Annotated in this window: 12 protein-coding genes; 7 read left to right on the forward strand and 5 right to left on the reverse strand. The window is 70.9% G+C overall.

Annotated features, from left to right (window positions below):
• The first annotated feature begins 137 nt into the window (after positions 1-137).
• The gene (locus tag ACIRRY_RS25615) at positions 138-2,075 is read left to right on the forward strand and encodes a 2-oxoacid:acceptor oxidoreductase subunit alpha (protein ID WP_403976720.1); all 1,938 of its coding nucleotides are present in this window, start codon (positions 138-140) and stop codon (positions 2,073-2,075) included.
• Complete coding sequence (locus tag ACIRRY_RS25620; RefSeq protein ID WP_403976722.1) at positions 2,068-3,147, forward strand: 2-oxoacid:ferredoxin oxidoreductase subunit beta; 1,080 nt, start codon at positions 2,068-2,070, stop codon at positions 3,145-3,147. Before ACIRRY_RS25615 ends, ACIRRY_RS25620 begins: the two co-directional genes overlap by 8 nt.
• Before the next feature lie 61 nt (positions 3,148-3,208).
• Here ACIRRY_RS25620 and ACIRRY_RS25625 read toward each other — a convergent pair whose 3' ends face one another.
• Positions 3,209-3,607 (reverse strand): winged helix-turn-helix transcriptional regulator, encoded by a 399-nt coding sequence (locus ACIRRY_RS25625; protein ID WP_403976724.1) that lies wholly within the window; start codon positions 3,605-3,607, stop codon positions 3,209-3,211.
• A 90-nt stretch (positions 3,608-3,697) separates the two neighbouring features.
• Between ACIRRY_RS25625 and ACIRRY_RS25630 the strand changes: the two genes are divergently transcribed.
• The 3 genes from ACIRRY_RS25630 to ACIRRY_RS25640 all read left to right on the forward strand — a co-directional run bounded on the left by ACIRRY_RS25630 (position 3,698) and on the right by ACIRRY_RS25640 (position 6,201).
• Entirely contained in the window at positions 3,698-4,552 is an 855-nt protein-coding gene (locus ACIRRY_RS25630; RefSeq protein WP_403976726.1) for an SDR family oxidoreductase, read from the forward strand.
• Between the two features lie 144 nt (positions 4,553-4,696).
• A complete protein-coding gene (rarD, locus tag ACIRRY_RS25635) occupies positions 4,697-5,698 on the forward strand; it encodes an EamA family transporter RarD (RefSeq protein ID WP_403976728.1) in 1,002 nt (333 codons plus the stop codon).
• A 38-nt stretch (positions 5,699-5,736) separates the two neighbouring features.
• On the forward strand, positions 5,737-6,201 hold the full coding sequence (locus ACIRRY_RS25640; protein WP_403976730.1) for a VOC family protein: 465 nt from the start codon (positions 5,737-5,739) through the stop codon (positions 6,199-6,201).
• A 25-nt stretch (positions 6,202-6,226) separates the two neighbouring features.
• Here the strand turns inward: ACIRRY_RS25640 and ACIRRY_RS25645 are convergent, their stop codons facing one another.
• Positions 6,227-7,888: a tetratricopeptide repeat protein gene (locus ACIRRY_RS25645; RefSeq protein ID WP_403976732.1), complete on the reverse strand. Its 1,662-nt coding sequence runs from the start codon at positions 7,886-7,888 to the stop codon at positions 6,227-6,229.
• Positions 7,889-8,039: 151 nt separating this feature from the next.
• On the opposite strand from ACIRRY_RS25645, the gene ACIRRY_RS25650 reads away from it, so the two are divergent.
• Together ACIRRY_RS25650 and ACIRRY_RS25655 are read left to right on the forward strand one after the other, a co-directional pair.
• Entirely contained in the window at positions 8,040-8,591 is a 552-nt protein-coding gene (locus ACIRRY_RS25650) for a DUF6668 family protein (protein WP_403976734.1), read from the forward strand.
• 75 nt (positions 8,592-8,666) lie between these two features.
• Positions 8,667-9,290: a flavodoxin family protein gene (locus ACIRRY_RS25655; protein WP_403976736.1), complete on the forward strand. Its 624-nt coding sequence runs from the start codon at positions 8,667-8,669 to the stop codon at positions 9,288-9,290.
• A 51-nt stretch (positions 9,291-9,341) separates the two neighbouring features.
• On the opposite strand, the gene ACIRRY_RS25660 is transcribed toward ACIRRY_RS25655, so the two are convergent.
• The 3 genes from ACIRRY_RS25660 to ACIRRY_RS25670 are packed head-to-tail and all read right to left on the reverse strand — an operon-like array spanning position 9,342 to position 12,487.
• Positions 9,342-10,226, reverse strand: a complete 885-nt coding sequence (locus ACIRRY_RS25660; protein WP_403976738.1) for an ABC transporter permease — start codon at positions 10,224-10,226, stop codon at positions 9,342-9,344.
• On the reverse strand, positions 10,213-11,226 hold the full coding sequence (locus ACIRRY_RS25665; protein WP_403976740.1) for an ABC transporter ATP-binding protein: 1,014 nt from the start codon (positions 11,224-11,226) through the stop codon (positions 10,213-10,215). The genes ACIRRY_RS25660 and ACIRRY_RS25665 overlap by 14 nt, the downstream gene beginning before the upstream one ends.
• 37 nt (positions 11,227-11,263) lie before the next feature.
• Positions 11,264-12,487 carry an outer membrane lipoprotein carrier protein LolA gene (locus ACIRRY_RS25670; protein WP_403976742.1) on the reverse strand — a complete coding sequence of 408 codons (1,224 nt, stop codon included), beginning with the start codon at positions 12,485-12,487 and terminating at the stop codon, positions 11,264-11,266.
• Between the last annotated feature and the right edge of the window lie 887 nt (positions 12,488-13,374).

A 13,374-nucleotide genomic window follows, 5' to 3' on the forward strand; every position in this document is an offset into this window, starting at 1 on the left:
CGTCAGGCCGTCTCAAAACAGCGTCCATCATGCGAACGGCCGAAGGAAGGCGACCCTTACAGACGTAGGGTTGATCCTGGGAGGGTCGGCGTGACGACCATGCCCGGACAGCGTCCTCGAAGAGGAGGTCCAGTTCAGTGACCAGCCAGGTCAGTAGCCCAGCGGAGCAGGCCGACGGAGCCGACAGCACGTTGGTCGGAGAACAACGCAAACCGGCGGGGGTGAAAGACGTCCAGCGCCTGGACCGGGTGATCATCCGGTTCGCCGGTGACTCGGGTGACGGTATGCAGCTCACCGGCGACCGCTTCACCTCGGAGACGGCGTCCTTCGGGAACGACCTCTCCACACTGCCGAACTTCCCGGCCGAGATCCGCGCCCCCGCAGGCACCCTGCCGGGGGTTTCGTCGTTCCAGCTGCATTTCGCCGACCACGACATCCTGACCCCGGGCGACGCGCCCAACGTGCTGGTCGCGATGAATCCGGCCGCTCTGAAGGCGAACATCGCCGATGTGCCGCGCGGCGCGGAGATCATCGTCAACACGGACGAGTTCACCAAACGGGCGCTTCAGAAGGTGGGTTACTCCGCCTCGCCCCTCGACGACGGCTCACTGGACGGCTACAGCCTCCACCCCGTCCCCCTCACCACCCTCACCGTAGAGGCGCTCAAGGAGTTCGGCCTGACCCGCAAGGAGGCCGAGCGCAGCAAGAACATGTTCGCGCTGGGCCTGCTGTCGTGGATGTACCACCGGCCGACCGAGGGCACCGAGAAGTTCCTCAAGTCGAAGTTCGCCAAGAAGCCGGAGATCGCGGCGGCCAACATCGCCGCTTTCAGGGCGGGTTGGAACTTCGGCGAGACCACCGAGGACTTCGCGGTCTCCTACGAGGTCGCCCCGGCCGCCACCGCGTTCCCGACCGGCACCTACCGCAACATCTCCGGGAACCTCGCCCTGTCCTACGGGCTGGTCGCCGCGTCCCAGCAGGCGGACCTGCCACTCTTCCTCGGCTCGTACCCCATCACCCCGGCCTCCGACATCCTGCACGAGTTGAGCCGGCACAAGAACTTCGGCGTACGGACCTTCCAGGCCGAGGACGAGATCGCCGGCATCGGCGCGGCCCTGGGCGCGGCCTTCGGCGGCTCGCTCGCGGTGACGACGACCTCCGGCCCCGGCGTGGCCCTGAAGGCGGAGACCATCGGTCTCGCCGTGTCGATGGAACTCCCCCTCCTCGTCCTGGACATCCAGCGCGGCGGCCCGTCCACCGGTCTGCCGACCAAGACCGAACAGGCCGACCTCCTCCAGGCGATGTTCGGGCGCAACGGCGAGGCGCCGGTCCCGATCGTCGCCCCGTGCACACCGGCCGACTGCTTCGACGCGGCGATCGAGGCGGCCCGGATCGCGCTGACCTACCGCACCCCGGTGATGCTCCTCTCGGACGGGTACCTGGCCAACGGCAGCGAGCCCTGGCGCGTCCCCGACATCGACGAACTCCCGGACCTGACCGTCCAGTTCGCACAGGGCCCGAACCACACGCTGGACGACGGCAGCGAAGTCTTCTGGCCCTACAAGCGCGACCCCCAGACCCTCGCCCGCCCCTGGGCGATCCCCGGCACCCCCGGCCTGGAACACCGCATCGGCGGCATCGAGAAGCAGGACGGCACGGGCAACATCTCCTACGACCCCGCCAACCACGACTTCATGGTCCGCACCCGCCAGGCCAAGATCGACGGCATCGACGTACCGGATCTGGAGGTCGACGACCCGCACGGCGCGCGGACGCTGGTCCTCGGCTGGGGCTCGACGTTCGGACCGATCACCGCGGCGGTACGGCGCCTGCGCGCGTCCGGCGAGGCCATCGCCCAGGCGCACCTGCGCCACCTCAACCCCTTCCCCCGCAACCTCGGCGCGGTCCTGAAGCGCTACGACCGGGTGGTGATCCCCGAGATGAACCTCGGTCAGCTCGCCATGCTGGTCCGGGCGAAGTACCTGGTGGACGCGCACTCGTACAACCAGGTGAACGGCATGCCGTTCAAGGCTGAGCAGCTCGCCACGGCTCTCAAGGAGGCCATCGATGGCTGAGACGTCCACGGAAGGCACGGGCACGATCGAGGCACTTTCGCTCGTCCCCAAGGCCGAGGCAGTGCAGTCCATGAAGGACTTCAAGTCCGATCAGGAAGTGCGCTGGTGCCCCGGCTGCGGTGACTACGCGATCCTCGCGGCGGTGCAGGGTTTCATGCCGGAACTGGGCCTGGCCAAAGAGAACATCGTCTTCGTCTCCGGCATCGGCTGCTCCTCCCGCTTCCCGTACTACATGAACACGTACGGCATGCACTCGATCCACGGCCGCGCGCCGGCGATCGCGACGGGACTGGCCGCGTCCAGGCGGGACTTGAGCGTCTGGGTGGTGACGGGCGACGGCGACGCGTTGTCGATCGGCGGCAACCACCTGATCCACGCCCTGCGCCGGAACGTCAACCTGAAGATCCTGCTCTTCAACAACCGGATCTACGGCCTGACGAAGGGCCAGTACTCGCCGACCTCCGAGGTCGGGAAGATCACCAAGTCGACGCCGATGGGTTCCCTCGACGCCCCCTTCAACCCGGTGTCCCTGGCCATCGGCGCGGAGGCGTCCTTCGTGGCCCGCACGATCGACTCCGACCGCAAGCACCTGACCCAGGTCCTGCGCGAGGCGGCGGCCCACCCCGGCACGGCCCTGGTCGAGATCTACCAGAACTGCAACATCTTCAACGACGGCGCCTTCGACGCGCTGAAGGACCGGCAGCAGGCCGAGGAGGCGGTGATCCGCCTGGAACACGGGCAGCCGATCCGCTTCGGCGCGGACGCCGCGCGGGGCGTGGTCCGCGACCCGGCCACGGGCGACCTGAAGGTGGTCGACGTGACCCCGGACAACGAGTCCCGGATCCTGGTCCACGACGCCCACGCGACGTCCCCGACCACCGCCTTCGCCCTCTCCCGTCTGGCCGACCCGGACACCCTGCACCACACCCCGATCGGCGTCCTGCGCTCGGTCCGACGCCCGGTCTACGACACCCAGATGGCCGACCAGCTCGACTCCGCGATCGTGCAGAACGGCAAGGGAGACCTGGCCGCTCTGCTGGCGGGCGGGGACACCTGGACGGTCGTGGGCTGACGCCCCCGGTCACACGAAGGAGGGCCTGGGCGCGATGCCCGGGCCCTCTTGCCTGTCCACGTCAGCCCCGCTCCTTCGCCGCGTCGTACGCCTCCCGCGCCCTCTCCACCTCTCCCATCCGCGACTCGGTCCAGAGCGCCAGCGACCGCACCTGTTCCGCCGCCTCGCGGCCGAGGTCGGTGAGGGAGTAGTCGACCCGCGGCGGGATCACCGGCCGCGCGTCGCGGTGGACCAGGCCGTCCCGTTCCAGGGTCTGGAGTGTCTGCGCCAGCATCTTCTCGCTCACCTGTTTCACCTGCCCGATCGCCCGGCGGAGTTCGCTGAAGCGGTAGGGGCGGTCGAGGAGTTCGATCAGGACCAGGACGCCCCAGCGGGATGTCACGTGCTCCATCACCAGGCGGTACGGGCACATCGCCTCGCCCACGGCGTTCCTGCTCGCCACCTCATCACTTACCGACATGCCGGTACCTTACTTCAAAGTGGGTACTTTCGCGGAGTTAGCGCATCCCCTAGGGTAAGTGCCACCGCACCCCACAAGGAGTTGTCACCCATGAGCATCGTCGTCACCGGAGCCACCGGACACCTCGGCCGCCACGTAGTGGAGCAGTTGCTGGAGAAGGTTCCGGCCGACCAGGTCACCGCCGTCGTCCGCACCCCGGAGAAGGCCGCCGACTTCGCCGAGCGCGGGGTGAAGATCGCGGTCGCGGACTACAACACCCCCGAGACCTTCGGCTCCCTCTTCGCCGCCGGCGACAAGGTGCTGCTGATCTCCGGCAACGAGTTCGACAAGGGCCGCGTCGGCCAGCACCAGGTCGTCATCGACGCCGCCAAGGCCGCCGGTGTGGCCCTCCTCGCCTACACCAGCGCCCCCGGCACCCTCACCGCCACCCTCGCCGACGACCACCACGGCACCGAGGAGGCACTGCTCGCCTCCGGTCTGCCGTACACCCTGCTCCGCAACGGTTGGTACAACGAGAACTACACCGAGCAGCTCGCCCCGGTCCTGGAGCACAGCGCCGTCGTGAACGCCGCCGGTGACGGCCGGGTCTCCTCCGCCTCCCGCGCCGACTACGCCGCCGCCGCCGTCGCCGTACTGACCGGCGAGGGCCACGAGAACCAGACGTACGAACTGGGCGGCGACGAGGCCTGGGGCTTCGCCGAGTACGCGGCCGAGCTGAGCCGCCAGACCGGCAAGGAGATCGCCTTCACCAACGTCCCCGCCGACGCCCTCGTCGGCATCCTCACCGGCGCCGGCCTGCCCGAGCCGTTCGCCGTGATCCTCGCCGACGTCGACGCCTCCATCGCGAAGGGCGAGCTCGTCGTCTCCACCGGTGACCTGTCCCGCCTGGCGGGCCGCCCGACCACGCCGATCAGCGAGACGATCGCGCTCGCACTCAAGGGCTGAGGCCACGAGGATCCCCGCATCCCTCCCGGCCCCGGCTGTCATGACCGTATAGCGATACGGGCATGACAGCCGGGGCCGCCCGGCGCTACCTTCGTGCTGGCTGCACGCACGCGCAGCCGGGCGTGGCGCGCGAAGGAGGGGCCCGTGAGCGGAAAGCCGAGCGGGAAGCCGAAGGGCGAACAGCACCACATAGGACTGCTCAACGGCTTCGCGGCCTACGGCATGTGGGGCCTGGTCCCCCTGTTCTGGCCGTTGCTCAAGCCCGCCGGCGCCGCCGAGATCCTCGCCCACCGCATGGTGTGGTCGCTCGCCTTCGTCGCCGTGGCGCTCCTGGTGGTCAGGCGCTGGGCCTGGGCCGGTGAACTGCTGCGCCAGCCAAAGAAGTTGGGGCTCGTCACGATCGGCGCGGCCTTCATCACCGTCAACTGGGGCGTCTACATCTGGGCCGTCAACAACGGCCATGTCGTCGAGGCCTCCCTCGGCTACTTCATCAACCCCCTCGTCACCATCGCGATCGGCGTCCTGCTCCTGAAGGAACGGCTGCGCCCGGCGCAGTGGACCGCGGTCGGCGTCGGCCTCGCCGCCGTGATCGTCCTGACCGTCGGCTACGGCCAGCCGCCGTGGATCTCCCTCTGCCTCGCCTTCTCCTTCGCGACCTACGGCCTGGTGAAGAAGAAGGTCAACCTCGGCGGCATCGAGTCACTGGCCGCGGAGACCGCGGTCCAGTTCCTGCCCGCGCTCGGCTATCTGCTGTGGCTGGGCGGCCACGGGAACCTGACCTTCGCGAGCGAGGGCACCGGCCACGCCCTCCTCCTCGCCTCGACCGGCATCGTCACCGCGCTCCCCCTGGTCTGCTTCGGCGCGGCGGCGATCCGGGTGCCGTTGTCGACGCTGGGCCTGCTCCAGTACATGGCGCCGGTCTTCCAGTTCCTGCTCGGCATCCTCTACTTCCACGAGTCGATGCCGCCCGCGCGCTGGGCGGGCTTCGGCCTGGTGTGGCTGGCCCTCGTCCTGCTGACGACGGACGCGTGGCGCACGGCCCGCAGGGGCAGGGCGACGGCGGCGGCAGCGACTCTCACGCGGCAGAGGGCCGGCGTACCGAGCACCGACCCGAGTACGGACCCGGTGGACGTCGTGGACGCGTAGCCCGGCGCCCCGACCCTCCGGGTGCCAGAGTGAACGGCATGACGCAGACGCCCACGCCCCTCCACTGGAAACTGGTCATCGACGCCGCCGACCCGCACGCGCAGGCGGACTTCTGGGCCGCCGCGCTCCACTACGAGGCCGAGGACAACAGCGCCCTCGTCGAACTGCTCCTGGAACAGGGCGCGTTGCCCGCCGCCGCGACCGTCGACTTCCACGGCCGCCCGGCCTTCCGCGACCTGATCGCCGTACGGCACCCCGACGACCCCTACGACAAGGAGCGCGGCACCGGCCTCGGCCGCCGGCTGCTGTTCCAGCGCGTACCGGAGGCGAAGACCGTCAAGAACCGCCTCCACCTCGACCTCCACCCCGGCCCGGACCAACGCGAGGCCGAGGTGGAACGCCTCACGGCCCTGGGCGCGAGCGTGCAGCGCCGGGTGTCGGAGCCGGCCGGCGCGTGGGTCGTGATGACGGACCCCGAGGGCAACGAATTCTGCGTGGCCTAGGGGGAGTTGGCGTAGCCGACCCGGCTCAGTCGTTGGCCCTGCGAGCACGTTCCGTGAGGCGGCCCATCCGGGCGCGGGCGGACTCCAGTTGCTCTATGTCCTCTACGGCGGGCCCGTCCTCGGCGGCGAGTTCGGTCCACAGGTCGATGAGGTCGCGGCCGAGGGCCAGGCCCTGCTCCGGGTCGCGTACGGCACGCCAGGCCGTGGCCGCGCTCTGCACGTTGCCGTAGGCGGCCTCCGCGTCCTGGGCACGGTGACGGATGTGCGCGAGGTCGAGGGAGAGGCGGAAGGAGTGCACCGGGTCACCGGCCAAGTAGGCGATGTACGCGGCGAGTTCGCGCAGCCGTAGGACTTCGGAGTGCTCGGGTCCGAGCGCGCCCGCCGCGTCCGCGACGGTCCGCTCCGCAAGCCCCGCCGCCTCCTCGATCCGGCCCGCCTTGACGGCCTCGTTGATCCGCACCATCGGCTCGACGAGAAACGCGGTCCCCGCCCCGTCGGTCGTCACCGGTTCGTCCCCCAGCACGGCCTCGGCCACGGCGTCGAACCCGCGCGCGGGCGTCGGCTTGGGGTCCGGTTCCGGGGCGGTGAGGGCGAGATCGGGGATGGGCGCGGGCCGGGGAGCGCGTTCCGGAGTACGGGGGGCGTGCGGCGCGGGAGCGGAACCGTACGCCGGGCCGGGCGCGTACGCCGTGTCCGCCACGTCCGCCACGACGGGCCTCGTATCGATGAACGGCGGCGCGTCCGCGACCGGCCGCCCCTCCATGCCCGGCGAGACGTCCGCGACCGGCTGTCCGTCCATGCCCGGCGGCACGTCTGTGACCGGCCTCGCGTCCACGAACGGCGGCGCGTCCGCGACCGGCCGCCCGTCCACGAACGGCGAGACGTCCGCGACCGGCCGTCCGTCTATGCCCGGCCGCGCGTCCGCGACCGGTCGCCCGTCCACGAACGGCGGGACGTCCATGACCGACGGCCCGTCCGTGATGCCCGGCGCCGAGTCCATCACCGGCGGCGGGCCGAACGCCCCCGTCGGCGGCTGGACCGAACCCAGCGGCGTACCCGCCGCCGACTCCGGCACGGCGTGCAGCGGGAACGTCGGCGCCGACTCCCCGGCCGACTCGGGCACCGCCCGCAACGGGAAGGTCGGCACCACCTCCCCCTCCGGAGCCGCCACCGCGCGCAGCCGATGAGTCGCCGGATCACCAGCGGGTCGACGCCGGTCACCGGCGTCCCGTTCCGGTTCTACGGCGGCCACGGGCGCCGCGGGAGCGTCCTGCGGGGCGGGCACGGCCGGCGGAAGCGCGGGCGGCGGCGGGGGCGGAAGCTCGCGGGACAGCGGCCCGCCCATGGGCGCCGCCCCATCCCCCGCGCCGGGCATCGCCCACGGCTCCGCCGAGAAGTGACTGGAGCCGTCCGGATCGATCTGGAGCGGGACGACGTACCCGATGCGGTCGTCGTGGATCGTGGCGTGAACGGGGTGGCCGGTGGCCGTGGCGATGCGGTGGAGGTGGCTCAGGACCACGTGCTGGATCTCCTCGCCGGGAGGCACGGTGACCGGCACGCCGCCGATGGAGGCGCCGCCGGCGCCCGGACCGTCCACGGGTACCCGCACCTCGAAAGGTGACGCCGCGGGTGCCGAGCGTGCGGCTCGCTTCTGTTCCCGCTTCTTCTCGCGGCTGAGTCGAGTCATCGGTTCCCTCACTCGCATCCGCCGGGGGGCCGACCGCGCTCCCCAGCGTCAAGATCCGTTCGTACGCGTACTGTTGAGTCTCGCCGTTCCCTTCCGGTTCTCGGGTCACCACGACGTCACAGCCTCGTCCCAGGAGTGAGGAGCTCGGTCAATGCAGACAGGTGGACGGCAGGGGCCGGAGATCTGGCTCCGCGGACCGGTGGACACCGGCCCGCACGCGGCGGCACCGGAAGCACCCGAGCGCTCCTCCAGTATCCCCGTCGGCATCCCCACCGGTATCCCGGTCGCCCCACGCCGCTTCTCCTGGGTCGCCACCCACGGCGGCACCGGCGCCACCACCCTCGCCGCCGTCTACGGCGGCCGGGACTGCGGACGCGACTGGCCCGCCCCCGAGGACCCGCCGTCGGTCCTGCTCGTCGCCCGCACGCATGCCGCCGGGCTGGCCGCCGTCGCCCGCGCCCTGGAGGTCTTCCGGCGCGGCGAGGCACCGGCCGGGCTCGACCTGGACGCCGTCGTCCTCGTCGCGGACGCGCCCGGAAGGCTGCCGCGCCAGCTCGCGCAGTACGTCAAGGCCATCGAGTCGGTGATCGACGTGTACCGGGTGCCGTGGGTACCGGCCTGGCGCGTCGGCGACCTGAGCGGCGAACCGCCCCGCGAGACGGAGGCGCTGGCCCGGCTGACACGGGCGACCCTGGACAGGTGATGATTGCACGCGCACATAATGCACATACCTGCATTCCGCGCGCGCCGATCAACCGTGACCACATCTGAGGGACCCATGACCCGCCGTTTCCTCTTCGTGCTGGGCAGCGCCCGCACCGAGGGCAACACCGAGTTCCTCGCCCGCAGGGCCGCCGAACAGCTGCCCCCGGACATCGAGCAGGAGTGGATACGGCTCGCCGACCACCCGCTCCCCGACTTCGTGGACATCCAGCACGGCGATGTCGTCCTCCCGCCCACGAACGACGACGTCCAGGCGCTCCTCGACGCCACCCTCGCCGCGACGGACATCGTGATCGCCTCGCCGGTCTACTGGTACTCCCTGTCCGGGCTCACCAAGCGCTACCTGGACTACTGGTCCGACTGGCTGCGCGTCCCCGGCGCCGACTTCAGCGCCACGCTGGCCGGCCGCACCCTCTGGGGCGTCTCGGTCCTCGCCGAGGAGGAAGAGAGGGTCGCCGACCCGCTGACCGGCACCCTCAACAACTCGGCGGCGTACCTGAAGATGCTCCCCCACTGCCTCAAGGGCGTGGGCGGTGCCCCCATCGGCGGGGTCCTGCTGGGCAACGGCAGCGGTCGCGGCGACGTACTGAAGGACGAGCGGGCACTGTCCCGCGCGAAGACGTTCTTCGCGCGGGAAGCACCTCCAGCCCGCTTCTCGCACGAAACCACCGGAGACTGACCGGTCCCTACGCCGTGCCGCCTACGCCGTGATGTCCTTCGCCGTGCCGCCCTACGCCGTGATGTCCTTCGCCGTGAACCTCGCCCACGCGGCCGACCCGAACACCGCCGCGTACAGCGCCTGGAGCCCGAGGTTCTTCACGAGGTCGTCCCAGTAGACCGGTTCGCGCATGAGGTCGGCGAAGGACAGCCAGTAGTGGGAGAAGAAGTACGGCTGGAGCGCGTGCAGTTGGGGGATCTGGTCGAGGATCTGGACGGTGATCAGCAGGCCCACGGTCGTCGCCATCGCCGCGATGCCGCTGCTCGTCATCGTCGAGACGAACAGGCCGAGCGCCGCGATGCCGACGAGGGACGCGGCGACCGCCAGCGCGATCAGCAGGGCCCGGCCGAGGCCCTCCGTGAAGCTGATCTGGGTGCCGGAGATCGTCGTCAGGTCGCCCAGCGGGAACAGCAGTGCCCCGACCGTCAGCGCCGAGAGCGCCACGACCAGGGTCGCCACCAGGCAGAACGTCAACACCGTCGCGTACTTGGTGAGCAGCAGCCGGGTACGGCCGGCCGGGGCCACCAGGAGGTAGCGCAGGGTGCCCCCGCTCGCCTCGCCCGCGATCGCGTCGCCCGCGACGACCCCGATGGCCATGGGGAGGAAGAAGGGGAGCGTCGCGGCCAGCGCGGTGAACACCAGGAACAGGCCGTTGTTGGTGATCTGCGCGATGAAGGCGGGCCCTCCCCCACCGTCCCCGCGCCCGGGACCCGCCCCGTCCTGCGTCTCCAGCTTGACCGCGATCCCGACCAGGATCGGCACGGCGGCCAGCACCCCGAGCAGCGCGAGCGTGCGCCAGCGCCGGAACGTCGTCACCAGCTCGCTGCGCAACAGTCCGAAGGTCCAGATCAGGCGGGGTGCCCGGGGTGCCCGTACGGCGAGGTCAGCCTGCGACATCGAAGCCCTCCCCGGTGAGCGCCACGAACGCGTCCTCCAGCGAGGCCCGTTCGACCCCGAAGCCGCGCACACGGACTCCGGCCGTCACCAACGCCTTGTTCACCTCGGCGAGTTCACGCTCCGGCGGCTCCGCCGTCACCCGCTCCTCCGCTACGACCACGTCGGCCAGCCCCTGTTCCTTCAGCACCCGTGCCGCATCCACGGTGTCGGGCGTCGCCACGAACAGCCTGCCCCTGTTCCCCGCCGCGAGCTCGGTCACCGAGCCCTGGGTGATCAGCCGGCCCTGTGCCATCACCGCCGCGTGGGTGCAGACCTGCTCGATCTCGTCGAGGAGGTGGGAGGAGAGGAAGACCGTCGTGCCGTCGGACGCCAACTCCCGGATCAGGGAACGGATTTCGCGCATGCCCTGCGGGTCGAGGCCGTTCGTCGGCTCGTCCAGGACGAGCAGCTTGCGGGGCTGGAGCAGCGCGGAGGCGAGGCCCAGCCGCTGCTTCATGCCCAGGGAGTACGCCTTCGCCTTCTTCGCGGAGGCCGCCGTCAGACCCACCCGGTCGAGCGCGGCGGCGACCCTGTCCCGCCTCGTGCGCGGGTCGGCGGTCGGGTCGGCGGCGTCGTAGCGCAGGAGGTTGTCGCGGCCGGAGAGGAAGCCGTAGAGGGCGGGGCCCTCGATCAGTGCTCCGACGTGCGGCAGGACGGTGCGGACGGATCTCGGCATCGGGCGGCCCAGGACGCGGGCCGTGCCGGAGGTGGGTTCGATCAGGCCCATCAGCATGCGGATGGTGGTGGTCTTGCCCGAGCCGTTGGGACCGAGGAAGCCGAAGACGCTGCCCGCCGGGACGGTCAGGTCGAGACCGTCCACGGCGAGCTGTCCGCCGCGGAAGCGCTTGGTGAGGCCGCGGGTGGCGATGATGCCGCCGTCACCCTCGTGCGCCTGCCCGGACTCCCGTGCCGGGCCGGGGTCCTGCTCGGACTCCGGCTCGGTGGCGGACGGTTCGGCCATCGGCTCCCTCAATTCCCGTTCTACAGAAGGTACTTGCCTACTTCGCCGCGTCGGCCGCCTTCACCAGGGCGCTCTTGGTGACCGCGCCGACGTAGACCTTGCCGTCGTCGGTGACCAGGGCGTTGATCAGCCGGGTCGAGTAGACCGTGCCCGAGCCGAAGGAGCCCTTCACCTGGTCGCCGAGCGAGCTGAGGAAGCCGCCGAGGTCGCCGCCGGCCGAGGAGCCGGACGGGATGCCCTGGCCGCCGGTCTCGAAGACGGCGATGGAGTTCCAGCCCTTGCCGAGGACCGTCGGGTCGTCGGCGCCCTTGCCGAGGTCCTTGCCGGACTTGCCCGGGTCGGACGTGCCGGAGCGGTCCGGGGCCGGGGCCTTGGACGTCTCGCCGGCGCTGTCCTCCGTGGTGACCTTCGCGCCCTTGGGCGTCTTGAAGTCGAAGGTCGAGGCGGCCGGCTTGGCGAGGCTGAGCTGGGTGAAGCCGACGTCGACGACGGCCGCGCCGCCGGTGGCCGGGGTGAGCGTGAACTTCAGCGGCAGGCCGGTCTTGGCGTCCACCGCGACGCTGATCGTGCCGACCGTCGTACCGGACTGCTTGGGCTTGATCAGCAGCTTGTAGGCGTCGCGGCCCGCGACGTGCTCGGTGCCGTCGACCGTGACCGAGGTCGTGTCGTCGACCGACTTCAGCGCCTCGTCGGTGAGGCCCTTGGGCGTGGCCCGGGTCTCGTCGCTCTTGGAGGCGTCGGCGGTGGTCGTGGCGTGGTAGACCTCGTTCGACTGGCTGTCGTAGCCCCAGACGTCCTTGCCGTTGTGGATGAGGCTGTACTCCGCCGCGTTCTCCAGCAGGGAGACCTTCTGCCTGTCCGGGCCGTCGGCCGCGACGCGCAGGGTGTGGGTGCCGGTGGCCAGCTCGGTGAGCTTGGCGGTGGGATCGGCGGAGGAGCCGTCGCCGGACTTCGCGGCGCCCGACATGAGGTTGCTCTCCAGGCCGCCGAGGTCGGGCAGGCCCAGGTCCGTGCTGATCTTCACGGTGCCGGACAGCTGCTGGACGTCCGACTCGGCGACCTTGTCGAGGAGCTGCTGTGCGGTGATCTTCGGGAGATTCGGGTCACCGGAGTCGGCGAGCGCGGGGACCAGTCCGATGGTCGCGGCCGCCACCCCCACCACGGTGACCGGGACGATGTACCGCGCCGCCCTGCGCCGCCCGGACCGGAGCTCGTCGCGCTCTCCGGTGTCCGCGCTGTCGTCGGTTTCGTACGGTGCCATGTCTGCCTTACCTCCGTCGTCGGCGGCGGCCTGCCCCCTGTACGGGTCCCACTCTCAGCCGCCATTCTCACCCGAATCGGTGAGGAGTGGTGTTTTCCGTGTTCTCCATCTGACCAAATCGCCGAGAGATAAGCGTCAGACCCGGGAGCCAACTCCGCGTACACCTGGGGTATGACACCCGGAGCCACCGCCTCCCCAATCCCCTAGGGGGAAGACGCGTCCCGGACAAGGCAGTTGACGGGACACAGCCCACACAGACCAGCTGACCACGCTCGCCCCCACCCAGGACAGGCGACCGGGCACGGCCCACGCGGGGAAGGCGCCCGGTTCCAAACTCACGCCCGGCACCCGCCCGGACACAGCCCACACACGACGGGCGATCGAGCTCAGCCCGCACAGAACAGATGCCCGGGCTCTGGCCCGCACACGACAGACGCTCACGGCTCAGCCCGCACACGACAGGCGATCACGGCTCAGCCCACACACAACAGGCCACCGCACCCGGCCCACGCACGACGAGTACCGAGGCACGGCCCGCCCACAAGCGACTGCGCCCAGCCCACACACGACGACCGACCAGGCTCAGCCCACGCAAGCCACGCGACCACACTCAGCCCATCCACCGCGAGTGCCCACGCTCAACCCGTACACGACAAGCAACCGAGCCCAGCCCACGCACGGAGCCGACCGCACTCAGCCCACGCGAGGCAGACGCCCAGGCTGAACCGGCGCATGACAGCCGACCGGAGGCACCCCCGCCCGACAGGCGACCAGGCTCAGCCCGCACAAGGCAGGCCACCGCACCCAGCCCATCCACCGCAGGTGCGCATGCTCAACCCACACACCGCAAGTGCCCAAGCTCCACACGCGCACAGGAGGCGACCACG

Origin of the sequence: Streptomyces sp. NPDC101776 (assembly GCF_044766845.1) — a bacterium.
Taxonomy (GTDB): Bacteria; Actinomycetota; Actinomycetes; order Streptomycetales; family Streptomycetaceae; genus Streptomyces.

Bases quoted from the DNA above. Each gene is read 5' to 3' on its own strand.
- ACIRRY_RS25655 (WP_403976736.1), top strand. From the start codon at position 8,667: ATGACCCGCCGTTTCCTCTTCGTGCTGGGCAGCGCCCGCACCGAGGGC.
- ACIRRY_RS25670 (WP_403976742.1), bottom strand. From the start codon at position 12,487: ATGGCACCGTACGAAACCGACGACAGCGCGGACACCGGAGAGCGCGAC.
- ACIRRY_RS25625 (WP_403976724.1), bottom strand. From the start codon at position 3,607: ATGTCGGTAAGTGATGAGGTGGCGAGCAGGAACGCCGTGGGCGAGGCG.
- ACIRRY_RS25620 (WP_403976722.1), top strand. From the start codon at position 2,068: ATGGCTGAGACGTCCACGGAAGGCACGGGCACGATCGAGGCACTTTCG.
- ACIRRY_RS25640 (WP_403976730.1), top strand. From the start codon at position 5,737: ATGACGCAGACGCCCACGCCCCTCCACTGGAAACTGGTCATCGACGCC.
- ACIRRY_RS25660 (WP_403976738.1), bottom strand. From the start codon at position 10,226: ATGTCGCAGGCTGACCTCGCCGTACGGGCACCCCGGGCACCCCGCCTG.
- ACIRRY_RS25645 (WP_403976732.1), bottom strand. From the start codon at position 7,888: ATGACTCGACTCAGCCGCGAGAAGAAGCGGGAACAGAAGCGAGCCGCA.
- ACIRRY_RS25665 (WP_403976740.1), bottom strand. From the start codon at position 11,226: ATGGCCGAACCGTCCGCCACCGAGCCGGAGTCCGAGCAGGACCCCGGC.
- ACIRRY_RS25650 (WP_403976734.1), top strand. From the start codon at position 8,040: ATGCAGACAGGTGGACGGCAGGGGCCGGAGATCTGGCTCCGCGGACCG.
- ACIRRY_RS25630 (WP_403976726.1), top strand. From the start codon at position 3,698: ATGAGCATCGTCGTCACCGGAGCCACCGGACACCTCGGCCGCCACGTA.